This window comes from Paeniglutamicibacter quisquiliarum, assembly GCF_019084045.1.
In the GTDB taxonomy this organism is placed as follows: Bacteria; Actinomycetota; Actinomycetes; order Actinomycetales; family Micrococcaceae; genus Paeniglutamicibacter; species Paeniglutamicibacter quisquiliarum.
In genome coordinates, this window is record NZ_JAHRED010000002.1 from 337,682 (window position 1) to 349,885 (window position 12,204).

Annotated in this window: 7 protein-coding genes and 2 pseudogenes; 8 read left to right on the forward strand and 1 reads right to left on the reverse strand. The window is 64.9% G+C overall.

Annotated features, from left to right (window positions below; all coding sequences use genetic code 11):
• Positions 1–103 precede the first annotated feature (103 nt).
• A pseudogene (locus KRR55_RS05125) lies at positions 104–538 on the reverse strand (globin domain-containing protein); the annotation flags it as partial.
• A gap of 458 nt (positions 539–996) precedes the next feature.
• On the opposite strand from KRR55_RS05125, the gene KRR55_RS05130 reads away from it, so the two are divergent.
• The 8 genes and pseudogenes from KRR55_RS05130 to KRR55_RS05165 all read left to right on the forward strand — a co-directional run.
• Positions 997–4,710, forward strand: a complete 3,714-nt coding sequence (locus KRR55_RS05130; RefSeq protein ID WP_217387979.1) for a nitrate reductase subunit alpha — start codon at positions 997–999, stop codon at positions 4,708–4,710.
• On the forward strand, positions 4,710–6,407 hold the full coding sequence (gene narH, locus KRR55_RS05135; protein WP_217387980.1) for a nitrate reductase subunit beta: 1,698 nt from the start codon (positions 4,710–4,712) through the stop codon (positions 6,405–6,407). The genes KRR55_RS05130 and narH overlap by 1 nt, the downstream gene beginning before the upstream one ends.
• Complete coding sequence (gene narJ, locus KRR55_RS05140) at positions 6,404–7,024, forward strand: nitrate reductase molybdenum cofactor assembly chaperone (protein WP_217387981.1); 621 nt, start codon at positions 6,404–6,406, stop codon at positions 7,022–7,024. Before narH ends, narJ begins: the two co-directional genes overlap by 4 nt.
• Positions 7,025–7,026: 2 nt before the next feature.
• Positions 7,027–7,860, forward strand: a complete 834-nt coding sequence (gene narI, locus KRR55_RS05145; RefSeq protein WP_217387982.1) for a respiratory nitrate reductase subunit gamma — start codon at positions 7,027–7,029, stop codon at positions 7,858–7,860.
• Between the two features lie 96 nt (positions 7,861–7,956).
• On the forward strand, positions 7,957–9,129 hold the full coding sequence (locus KRR55_RS05150; RefSeq protein WP_217388281.1) for an MFS transporter: 1,173 nt from the start codon (positions 7,957–7,959) through the stop codon (positions 9,127–9,129).
• 178 nt (positions 9,130–9,307) lie between these two features.
• Complete coding sequence (locus tag KRR55_RS05155; RefSeq protein ID WP_217387983.1) at positions 9,308–9,733, forward strand: pyridoxamine 5'-phosphate oxidase family protein; 426 nt, start codon at positions 9,308–9,310, stop codon at positions 9,731–9,733.
• Between the two features lie 743 nt (positions 9,734–10,476).
• Entirely contained in the window at positions 10,477–11,625 is a 1,149-nt protein-coding gene (locus KRR55_RS05160; RefSeq protein WP_217387984.1) for a tellurite resistance/C4-dicarboxylate transporter family protein, read from the forward strand.
• Positions 11,626–11,743: 118 nt separating this feature from the next.
• Positions 11,744–12,202: pseudogene (locus KRR55_RS05165) on the forward strand (integrase core domain-containing protein); the annotation flags it as partial.
• Positions 12,203–12,204: the final 2 nt, after the last annotated feature.

The following is a 12,204-nucleotide window of genomic DNA, read 5'->3' on the forward strand; positions in this document are numbered from 1 at the left end:
TGCTGGGAGGTAAGCGGGGTCAGTTCAGGAAACGGCTCGACGCTCGGTAGAAGATCGCGTTGAAGCTGTGGTCCAGGTCGATGTCGCGGACGTTGAGCCGCAGGGCGCTGTACAGTCCACGCTCCTTGTTGATCAGCATGTTGGCCATCAGCCAGTACACCTCGTCCCAAGCCGCTGCTACTTCGGCAGTAACGGCATCGCCGAGCACATCCACGATCGCCCACATCAGGTTGTCGTGCACCACCTGGTATTGATCCGGGTGCAGGCCCAGGGACGCATGCTTATGGGCAATCCTGGACAGCAGATGCTCCGGAAGGTGCGTGGGGTCATTGACGAGAAAGCCAGCGAAGGCCGCAATAGACCCGGCCAGGGCCTGCTGCTGGCGCCCGTCGGCCTGGTTTCCCCGGTTGAACAGCCCGTCCAGCAGCTCCGGATGCCCTTCAAACATGTGGTCGTAAAACCGGGATGCTATCTCCTGAATATGCTCGCCCACTACCGGAAGGGTCGCCCTGATAACGGGCAAGGAACTATCAGACAACGTATTCTGGCCTCCTCCGGCACATGCTTCATCGCGCTTAGGTGAAGCCCGACTTCGCACTAACACCACCGCGTCGAACCGCACAGACCTCGAAAGCAGGGAGCCTTGCTACTCGGTGACGCCCGGTCAGGACCAATCCCTCCAGATCCCCAGCCGCCGGTTCTGGCTGGCACGACAGGCCACGCGACCCGTCGTTTAGCGTCTGAGTCCGCGGACAGGAAGAAACAGGGCATTCTGCAGCGGGCCGGCACCACCCGCTGCAACTGTCAGCTCCTGACATAATCTGCACCACCACGGGCTGGGAAAGAGGATGCCTTTCAGCCATTGCTGATATGCGGACATGATGGCGCAGCGGAGCCGCGAATCGAGCAGCCCGCATCTAAAATGATTGGGCCGCGTTTTGATCATTAGTCCGGAAACTGTAGCGGTTTGCGCCTTGCTGCCCCTAGGGTGGCAGCATGGCTGAGGATCGGTTTGTCCCGGGGCTCGACGGAGCAGCCTCGGATGCGATGTTGAAGCTGGGCCGTTTCTTCACGAAATGGGACCAGACGGAGGACGGCAGGGCGGTATTCAGGGAGGGCGGCCGTAAAGGCGACATCTTCTACCGCGACCGCTGGAGCCACGACAAGGTGGTCCGCTCCACCCATGGGGTGAACTGCACCGGCTCCTGCTCGTGGAAGGTGTATGTCAAGGACGGCATCATCACTTGGGAATCCCAGCAGACCGACTACCCGTCGGTGGGCCCGGACAGCCCGGAATACGAGCCGCGGGGGTGCCCCCGCGGGGCGGCCTTTTCCTGGTACACCTACTCACCCACCCGCGTCCGCTTTCCGTACGCCCGCGGTGTCCTGGTGGAGATGTACCGGGAGGCGAAGTCCCGGCTCGGCGATCCGGTGCTGGCCTTCGCGGACGTCGCCGGAGACCCGGAGCGGCGGCGCCGCTACCAGCAGGCCCGCGGCAAGGGCGGCCTGGTGAGGGTGTCCTGGCAGGAGGCGATCGAGCTCGCTGCTGCCGCGCACGTGAACACCATCAAGACCTACGGGCCGGACCGGTGCGCCGGCTTTTCGCCGATCCCGGCGATGTCAATGGTTTCGCACGCGGTGGGCACCCGCTTCATCCAGCTAATCGGCGGCGTCATGACCTCCTTCTACGACTGGTACGCGGACCTTCCGGTCGCCAGCCCCCAGGTGTTTGGGGACCAGACGGATGTGCCGGAATCCGGGGACTGGTGGGACGCGCGCTACCTGATGATGTGGGGCTCCAATGTTCCCGTCACCCGGACCCCGGACGCGCACTGGATGGCCGAAGTGCGGTACCGCGGCACCAAAGTGGTCACGGTCAGCCCGGACTACGCGGACAACACCAAGTTCGCCGATGAATGGCTTCCCGCCCAGGCCGGCACCGACGCCGCCCTCGCGATGGCCATGGGCCATGTCATGCTCAAGGAGTTCTTCGTTGACCGGGACGTGCCGTTCTTCTCCGACTACGTGCGCCAGTACACCGACCTTCCGTTCCTCGTCAGGCTGGAAAAGCGCGACGACGGCGCGCTGACGCCGGCGAAATTCCTCACCGCCAAGGACATCCGGGCCGAGGCCGGGGCTGAGGACGCGGCGTTCCGCACCGTCCTGTTCGACAAAAAGGCAGGCCGTCCCGCCGTCCCTAACGGCTCGATGGGCTTCCGCTATTCGGACAGCGGCGAGGGAAAATGGAACCTGGACCTGGAAGGGATCGAACCCGCACTGTCCTTACGTGAAGTCTCCGGTGAAAGCGCCGAGATCCTGCTGCCCTGCTTCGAACAGGCGGACGGCGCCGGCAGCGTGCTACGGCGCGGGGTGCCCGTCATCGAAGTCGAGGGCCAGCTGGTCACCACCGTGTTCGACCTCATGCTCGCCCAGTACGGGGTGGGCCGCGACGGGCTGCCGGGAGAGTGGGCCGCAGGCTACGACGACGCGAACACGCCCTACACGCCCGCCTGGCAGGAGGAAATCACCAGTGTTCCGGCGCAGGCGTGCATCCGCGTGGCACAGGAATTCGCCCGAAACGCCGAAGAATCCAAGGGCCGTTCCATGATCATCATGGGTGCCGGGATCTGCCAGTGGTTCCACGGCGATACCACCTACCGCGCCGTGCTGGCGCTGGTGATGCTGACCGGCTGCATGGGCCGCAACGGCGGCGGCTGGGCGCACTACGTGGGGCAGGAAAAGACCCGCCCGGCCACCGGCTGGGTGTCCCTCGCGAACGCCCTGGACTGGTCCCGGCCGCCGCGGACCATGATCGGCACCGGTTACTGGTACATGCACACGGACCAGTGGCGGCAGGACGGATACTCCGCGGACGCGCTGAAGTCCCCGCTCTCCACCGGAGCCCTGGACGGGATGCACACCGCGGACGCAATGGCCCAGTCCGCGAGGCTCGGCTGGATGCCGTTCTACCCGCAGTTCGACCGGAACCCGCTGGACCTCGCGGACGAGGCGGAGGCCGCCGTCGCCGCCGGTTCCGCGAAGGACACACCCAGCTACATCGCGGACGCGCTCAAGAACCGCACCCTGAACCCGGCGATCGAGGACGTGGATGCCCCGGAGAACTGGCCCCGGACCCTGGTGCTGTGGCGCTCCAACCTGTTCGGTTCCTCGGCCAAGGGCAACGAGTACTTCCTGCGGAACCTGCTGGGCACCCATAACAATGTCTTGGGCAAGGACCACGCCGAGGGGCTCAAGCCCACCAACGTGAAGTGGCATGAGCAGGCCCCGGAAGGAAAACTGGACCTGCTGGTCTCCGCGGACTTCCGGATGACCTCCACCACGCTGCTGTCCGACGTCGTGTTTCCCGCTGCCACCTGGTACGAGAAGCACGACCTCTCCTCCACAGACATGCACCCGTTTGTGCACGCCTTCAGCCCGGCGATCGACCCGCCGTGGGAGACCAAGACCGACTTTGACACCTTCCACCTGCTGGCCCGGGAGTTCTCCCGGATGGCCAAGACCCACCTGGGTGTGCGCCGGGACCTGGTCAGCGTGCCGCTGCAGCACGACACTCCCGGCCAGCTCGCCCAGCCCGGCGGGATCGTGCGGGACTGGCTGGAGACGGACATCCCCGCCGTGCCGGGGCAGAACATGCCCATTTTTTCGGTGGTGGAGCGGGACTACACGGCCATCGCGGACAAGCTTGCCGCCGTCGGGCCGCTGGCCGATAATCTGGGCTTCACGGTCAAGAACGTCACCTACAAACTCCAGGGCCCGTTGGAGAGGCTCAGCCGGTCCAACGGGGTGATGCTCGGCGGGGCCGCGGACGGCCGACCGGCGATCGACACCGACGCGAAAATGGCCGAGGCCATCCTGGCGTTCTCCGGCACCACCAACGGTGCCCTGTCTGTGCAGGGCTTCAAGGACCTGGAGATCCGCACCGGCCGGAAACTGGCGGACCTGTCCGGGGGCTCGGAGGAAAAATTCATCACCTTCGCCCAGACGCAGGCCGGCCCGGTCCCGGTGATCACCTCGCCGGAATGGTCCGGGTCCGAGACAGGCGGCCGCCGCTACGCCCCGTTCACCATCAACGTCGAAAGGCTCAAGCCCTGGCACACCCTGACCGGGCGGATGCACTTCTTCCTCGACCACGACTGGATGATCGACATCGGCGAGGCCCTGCCGATCTACCGGCCGCCCCTGGACATGCACCGGCTGTTCGGGGAACCCAAACTTGGCGCGAACGGGGAGCTTGAGGTGGTGGTCCGCTACCTGACACCGCACTCCAAGTGGTCCATCCACTCCGAATACCAGGACAACCTGCTGATGCTCTCGCTCTCCCGCGGCGGGCCCACGGTCTGGATGAGTCCTGCCGACGCGGACTCCATCCAGGTCAGGGACAACGAGTGGGTGGAGTGCCTGAACATCAACGGCGTCCTGGTGGCGCGGGCGATCGTCAGCCACAGGATGCCACCCGGGGTGGTGTACGTCCACCACGCGCAGGAGCGCACCATCGACGTGCCGAAGTCCGAGGCCACGGGACGGCGCGGCGGCATCCACAACTCAGTGACCCGGCTGCTGGTCAAGCCCTCGCACCTGATCGGCGGCTACGCCCAGCTGGCCTACGCGTTCAACTACCTTGGCCCAACCGGAAACCAGCGCGACATGGTTGCCACCGTCCGCCGTCGTTCCCAGGAGGTGCAGTACTGATGCGTGTCATGGCTCAAATGGGCATGGTCATGAACCTGGACAAATGCATTGGCTGCCACACCTGTTCGGTGACCTGCAAGCAGGCCTGGACCAACCGTGCCGGCACCGAATACGTCTGGTTCAACAACGTCGAAACCCGCCCCGGGCAGGGGTACCCCCGCCGGTACGAGGACCAGGAAAAGTGGCTTGGCGGCTGGGAGCTTAACAAGCGCGGCAAGCTGGTCCTGAAGGCCGGCGGCCGGGTCAAGAAGCTCCTCGGGATCTTCGCCAGCCCGGTCCAGCCCGAGCTCAAGGACTACTACGAGCCGTGGACCTACGACTACAAGACGCTCATCGATGCGCCCCTGGGGGATGACTTCCCGGTGGCCCGGCCCAAGTCCCTGATCACGGGCAAGGACACCAAGATCACCTGGTCCGCGAACTGGGACGATGACCTGGGCGGTTCCACCGAGCACGGCCATTTGGACCCGATCGTGGAGAAGGTCCGGCGGGAATCCGAGGACAAGATCAAGTTCGCCTACGAGCAGGCGTTCATGTTCTACCTGCCGCGGATCTGCGAGCACTGCCTGAACCCCTCCTGCATGGCATCCTGCCCTTCCGGCGCGATCTACAAGCGGGTGGAGGACGGGATTGTCCTGGTGGACCAGGACAAATGCCGAGGCTGGCGGCAGTGCGTTACCGGCTGCCCGTACAAAAAAATCTACTTCAACCACAAGACGGGCAAAGCCGAAAAGTGCACCTTCTGCTACCCCCGCGTGGAGGTGGGGCTCCCCACGGTCTGCTCCGAGACCTGCGTGGGCAGGCTGCGGTATCTGGGGCTGTTCCTGTACGACGCCGACGCCGTCACCGCGGCCGCGTCCGTCACGGACCCCCAGGAGCTCTACGACGCCCAGATGGACGTGCTGCTGGACCCCAACGACCCCGCCGTCCAGGCCGAGGCCCGGGCCCAGGGCATCCCGGAGGACTGGATCGACGCCGCCCGGCGGTCCCCGGTCTACGCCCTCGCCAAGGTCTACAAGGTGGCCCTGCCGCTGCACCCCGAATACCGGACCATGCCCATGGTCTGGTACGTCCCGCCGCTGTCCCCGGTAGTGGACCTGCTGCGGGACCAGGGGCACGACGGCGAGGATCACGGCAACCTCTTTGGCGCCATCGACGCGCTGCGCATCCCGGTGGAATACCTCGCGGAACTCTTCACGGCCGGGGACACCGACCGGGTCACGACTGTCCTGAGGAAGCTTGCGGCCATGCGCTCCTATATGCGCGGCATCAGTCTGGGCAACGATCCCGACGACTCCATCCCCGAAGCCGTGGGCATGGACGGGCAGACCATGTACGAGATGTACCGCCTCATGGCCATCGCCAAATATGACGAACGCTACGTCATCCCGAAGGCACACGTGGAACAGGCGCATGACCTGGAAGAGATGGGCTGTTCGCTGGATTTCGACGGCGGACCGGGCATGCAGGACTCGTCCCCGTTCGGTGAGGCCAGCGGCAGGCCCGTCCCGGTGGCGGTGGAAACGTTCCATGCCCTCCGGGACCGGCAGACCACGGACGAGATGGGGTCCGGGTCCGGCCTCAGCGGCCGGGTCAACCTACTGAACTGGGACGGGCGCGGGGCGCCGCCCGGGCTCTTCCCGGGACGCTCAAGCGCTTCCACAGACAGTGCCTCGGCGGGCGGGGAACAGCCGTGAGCCGGCGCGATCAGGTGGTCTACATGGCCGCCGCCTGGTGCCTGTCGTACCCGGATGCGGATCTGATTCTCAAGGTCCCGCTGATGCGGGCCGCACTGGCTGAGTTTTCCGGTGCGGTCCAGGACTTCGACGGCGTCCTGGACCTGTTCGAATCCTCGGAGCGATTGGAAATCCAGGCCCATTACGTGCGCGAGTTCGATCTCGGCAAGCGGCATGCCCTGCACCTGAGCTACTGGACGGACGGCGACACCCGGCGCCGCGGTGAAGTCCTAGGCAACTTCAAGAAGGCCTACCGGCAAAGCGACATCCTGGTGGACACCCACGGCGAACTGCCGGACTACCTGCCCATGGTCCTGGAATACGCCGCGCGGGTGGATCTTGCGGCGGGCCGTGACTTGCTGATCCGGTACCGGGCCAGCCTCGAGATGCTCCGCTTCGGCCTGCTACGCGATGAGTTGCCGCATGCCCGCATCCTCCAGGCCATCTGCGCCACGCTGCCCGGGAAATCGCCGGCCGATGAGCAGGCTGTCATGCGGATGGCCGGCTACGGGCCGCCCACCGAAGCCGTGGGGCTGGACCCGTACGATCCTCGCCTGCTGCCCGTGAAAGGGGTTTGACCATGCTGACCTTCGAAACCAGGCCGGGAGCAGCCGTCGAACTCACCGCCCTGGACATCGTCCTTTGGGGCGTCCTGCCCTACGTCATGGTGGTGGTGCTGGTGGGCGGCAGCATTTGGCGCTACAAGTACGACCAGTTCGGCTGGACCACCAGGTCCTCCCAGCTGTATGAGTCCCGGCTCCTGCGGATCGCCTCGCCGCTGTTCCACTTCGGTTTGCTGGCGGTCATCGCAGGCCACTTTTTTGGCCTGGTCATCCCGATGGCATGGACGCAGGCCGTGGGCATGAGCCAGGAGTTCTACCATTTCAACGCCCTGCTGGTGGGAGGCATCGCGGGGGTGGGAACCCTGGGCGGAATTCTGCTGCTGATTTATCGCCGCCGCACCACCGGACCGGTCTTCATGGCTACCACCAAAAACGACAAATTCATGTACGTGGTCCTCACCGCCGCCATCTTATTCGGCCTCTGGACCACCCTGGCCAGCGTTTTCGAGGGCGAACACGGGCACAACTACCGCGAAACCGTGGCCCCGTGGTTCCGCTCACTTTTCATCTTCCAACCTGACCTCGCCGCCATGGCAGCTGCACCGTTCTCCTTCCACCTGCACACCCTGGTGGGCATGGCGCTCTTTATGATCTGGCCTTTCACCCGGCTGGTCCATGCCTTTACCGCGCCGCTGCATTACCTGTTCCGTCCATACATTGTCTACCGCTCGCGTGACCGCATTCGCCCGGGCGGAAAGGCCGGCGGCGACGGGTCAAGGAACGCGACCCCGCCCGCCCGGCGCGGCTGGTCCGCCGTCGGAACCAGGGACCGGGATACCCGGAACCAGTGAACAGAGGAGCTCACAGTGACCGGGTCCGCTCAATCTACTGAGTCCGCCCGCACCGGCAAAGGGCTGCAGCTGGCATTGGCCACCAGCGCCTCGGTGATGGCCTTCTGGGCCTGGAACATCGTGGCGCCGCTCGGCGCCCGGTACACCCAGGAAATGGGGCTGACCCCCACGGCAACTGCCGTTCTGGTCGCCATGCCGATTTTTGTGGGATCGCTTGGCCGGATCGTGGTGGGAGCCATGGCGGACCGTTTCGGCGGCCGCGTCATGTTCACGTTCGTACTGCTGGGCAGTGTTCCCCCCGTCCTGCTGGTCGCCCTTGGCGGCACGCTCGGCTCGTACGCGGTGGTGCTGGGAGCAGGCCTGCTGCTGGGCATCGCCGGCACCGTGTTCGCCGTCGGAATTCCCTTTGTCAGTGCTTGGTATGAGCCCGCCCGGCGTGGTTTCGCCACCGGTGTTTTTGGGGCCGGCATGGGCGGAACCGCACTCGCTGCCTTCCTCACTCCGCGCCTGGTAAGCGCGATGGGTTACCTGGCAACGCATCTCCTGATCGCCGGGCTCCTTGTCGCCATGGCCGCCCTGGTCTGGTACAACGTCAAAGAGGCGCCCGGGTGGCAGCGGAACACCTCCCCGGTGGTTCCCAAGCTGAAGGAAGCGGCAGGCCTCGCGGTCACCTGGAAGCTGTGTTTCCTCTACGCCATCGTTTTCGGCGGATTCGTTTCCTTTGCTACGTACCTGCCCACCTACCTCCGGGACGTCTACGACTTTGATCCCACAGCAGCAGGCACGCGGACCGCGGGTTTTGCCGTGGCGGCCGTCATTTTCCGACCTATCGGCGGCGTGCTGGCGGACGGGATTGGTTCCAAACCGGTGGTTCTTGCGTCGCTGGCTGGCATTGCCGTCCTGGCCTACATCGTGAACCTTCGGCCCGACGGCGAGATCCCGGCCGGACTGACGTTTGTGGCGATGGCGTCAGCGCTCGGCCTTGGCGCCGGGGGTGTGTTCGCATGGGTGGGCAGGCTGTCCCCGCCGGGCAAGGTGGGCAGCATCAGCGGGATCGTCAGCGCCGCCGGTGGCATGGGCGGTTACTTCCCTCCACTGGTCATGGGCGCCACCTACAACGCGGCGGACAACAGCTACTTCATCGGGCTCATGCTGCTCGTGGTGACGGCTGTGGCAGCGTTCGTCTTCACACTTGCTGTCGTCCGCCTGCCCGCCGCGGTTGAAGCTCCCGGGCATGCGGACGAGGGTTACGGCCGTCCGGACAGCTAGCCTGATGCCGGGCACGGACCACCACGGTCAGGGACGACCAGTCAGGGGCAATCTGCGGGTATACGCTCCTACTCGGAGCGGCGTCCGCCATCATCCGTTGATCAACCAACGGGAGTATTTTAGAACGGATCGTGGGTTGTCCTTTACATTGCTCTACGAACGGCAGAAGGATGTAACCATGATGTTCTCTCATGATGACCCGATCCTTGTCCTTGACGATGAGCAGTGCTGGAAGCTGTTGGAGAACACCCAGCATGGGCGCTTGGTGCTGACCGCCGCCGGTGAAACGGACGTCTTTCCCATCAACTACCGCGCTCACGACGGCCTCCTGCTGCTGCGTACGGCACCTGGCACCAAGCTTGCCGAGCTGACCATCAATGAGAACGTGGTGTTCCAGGCAGATGGCATCACCTCTGACGAAGCTTGGAGCGTCGTAGTCAAGGGACGCGCCCGGGTCCTTGAGCAGGGTTCGGACATTGCCGCAGCCGAGGCGCTGAATCTCAAGACATGGATCCCCACGCTCAAGGACTTCTACGTGGAAATCAAACCGTCGCGTGTCAGCGGGCGGCACTTCAACCTGGGTGAGCAGCCAGAACGCTTCTGACCCGGCCCGAGTCCGTGTTCTAGGGTGCTGGCCGGCTCTCTGAGGATGCTCTCCAGCTTCACCGCGACGTCCGTCCCGGCGCATTCAGATAGATTCCGTGGTGATCCCCCTTTTGGGGGCAGAACCGGCGCTGTGATGGGAGCGGCACCAAAGCGCGAGCTTTCGCGCACCGGGGCACTTCATCAGGGACGCAGGGTGGGTTGGGACCTCGGGAGTGCTTCAATCATTTCGACGGGTGTCTGTGGCCGCTTGGAGGTGTGGCTTTGAGACGACCTGGCAGTTTGCCTGTCAGCTGCACCGTTGACATCGGGCGGCAGTTTCTCGACAGGGACGGGGACAAGCTTAAGGCCGCGCTAAACGGTTTTCCGCTGGCCGTAGAAGCTCAGGATCGCCGCCCAGGCGTGAACCCCCACTGAAGGCGCCAAGCACCCAGCAATTGGGTTAGGCAACCCTAGGTCCCTGCCCGCACCAAATGAGCTGATGCCGCTGACGGGCAGTAAGCATCGCCACGAGACAGCTTCGTCCGGCGGACACCATTGCCCTCAACCAGACGGAATTAACCAGGCGATCAGCCAACCATATCCATCCTGGCGGGGCCAGTGGCAGTTGATGCAACCAATCTAGAGCAGTTCTTCGTCCGAGATGGTTGGAGTGTCCGGCCGGATACACTGTTATTTTCCGGCTCGGATCGACGGGACTGTGGGCCTCGTCACGCATGCGGGACGCCGCTTAAGCTGGGTGCCATGACCATGCCCGATCACTCCCCGAGTTCCTTCGGTTCGCGCGTCGCCGAGGCAGTGCAGACCCTCACCCCGGGATATTTCGCTCTCACTATGGCCAGCGGGATCATTTCGGTGGGGCTTGAGCTCGAAGGCTTCCACGCGCTGTCCGCTGCACTCCTCGTGATCTGCGCGGTCTCTTACACAGTGATCCTCGTGCTTAGCCTGGTGCGTCTGGTCAAGTTCCGCGAGGATATGCGGCGCGACTTCATGGATCCCGCCCGGGCGTTCGGCTTCTTCACTTTCATCGCCGGGACGAATGTGCTCGGTGTGCGGCTCGGAATGATGGGGTGGCCGGGGGCGACGGCGCTGCTCCTCGTTGTCGCGGTGCTTGCCTGGGTGGTGCTCGGCTACGTCGTACCGTGGACGGCTGTGCTCGGCCGGGACGAAAGGCCCGTGGTCAAGGATGCTAACGGCACATGGTTCATTTGGTGCGTGGCGAGCCAGTCCGTGGCGGTCGCGGCGGCGTCCGTTGAGCCTCTCGCCGGGCCAGACTGGCGCGCGGCCTTGGCGCTGGTCGCCGTCGTGGCCTGGTCCGTGGGGCTGATTCTGTATGCCGCTGTGGGGATCTTCGTCTCGTTGCGGCTCATGACCTACCCCATCAGGCCGGAGGACCTCCGCCCGCAGTACTTTGTGGCCATGGGTGCCATGGCGATCAGCGTCCTGGCAGGCGCGCGGATTGTCGAGATGGCGGGTGCGCCCATGGTGGACGCAACCCTCGGGCTCGTGGCCGGTTCGTCCGTGGTGTTCTGGGCCTTCGCCTCGTGGCTCATTCCCGTGCTCCTCGCGGCCGGGTGGTGGAGGCACGTGACCCATCGCGTGCCGCTGACCTTCGAGCCCGGGCTCTGGAGCGTCGTCTTTCCCCTCGGTATGTACGCCGTGGCGGGAATTTACCTGGGGCGTGCGGACCGACTGCCGATTGTCGCTTTTGTCGGCCGTGCAGAGTTGTGGGTGGCCGTCGCAGCGTTCCTCGCGACCTTCGCCGGAATGCTCTGGCACCTGTGGGCCGCGCTGGTGCGCCCCGGCATGCGCCCCCGTGCGCTGGGTCCGGGTGCCGGGATGCCAGACCGTCGGGAACCCGGAACGTCGGGACGCCAGACGGAGGGACACTGACCGGCCGCAGCAGGGACCGGTCCACCGCATGAATACAGACCGCTTGAATAACGGTCGCTACCAGTATCAGACCCTGAATCTAGAACCATGCATTCCTCGCCATGGAGCGTGGCAGGTTTCAGGCGTACTTGGGTCCCACCCCGGCTACGCCTACCTGCACAACGCCGTCGATGACCACTCCCGCCTGGCCTACACCGAGATCCTCGCAGACGAGCGGAAGGATACCGCCGCCGGCTTCTGGGAACGGGCGAACGCCTACTTCGACTCGGCCGGGATTACGGTCAAGCGGGTCCTAACCGACAACGGGTCCTGTTACCGGTCCCACGCCTTCAGGGACGCCCTCGGACCGGAGATCAAGCACAAGCGCACCCGACCCTACCGGCCCCAGACCAACGGCAAGGTCGAGCGGTTCAACCGCACCATGCTCGAGGAATGGGCCTACGCCCGGCCATACAGCTCGGAGGCCGAACGCGTGGCCGCTTTTCCGGCGTGGTTAGACTATTACAACCACCGTCGAGGACACACCTCACTGAAGGGTCTGGCACCGGCCGACCGCGTTCCCAACCTCCGTGGTTAATA

Coding starts and splice junctions, on each gene's coding strand:
- KRR55_RS05150 (WP_217388281.1), top strand. CDS start 7,957: ATGGCCTTCTGGGCCTGGAACATCGTGGCGCCGCTCGGCGCCCGGTAC.
- KRR55_RS05155 (WP_217387983.1), top strand. CDS start 9,308: ATGATGTTCTCTCATGATGACCCGATCCTTGTCCTTGACGATGAGCAG.
- KRR55_RS05130 (WP_217387979.1), top strand. CDS start 997: ATGGCTGAGGATCGGTTTGTCCCGGGGCTCGACGGAGCAGCCTCGGAT.
- KRR55_RS05160 (WP_217387984.1), top strand. CDS start 10,477: ATGACCATGCCCGATCACTCCCCGAGTTCCTTCGGTTCGCGCGTCGCC.
- narI (WP_217387982.1), top strand. CDS start 7,027: ATGCTGACCTTCGAAACCAGGCCGGGAGCAGCCGTCGAACTCACCGCC.
- narH (WP_217387980.1), top strand. CDS start 4,710: ATGCGTGTCATGGCTCAAATGGGCATGGTCATGAACCTGGACAAATGC.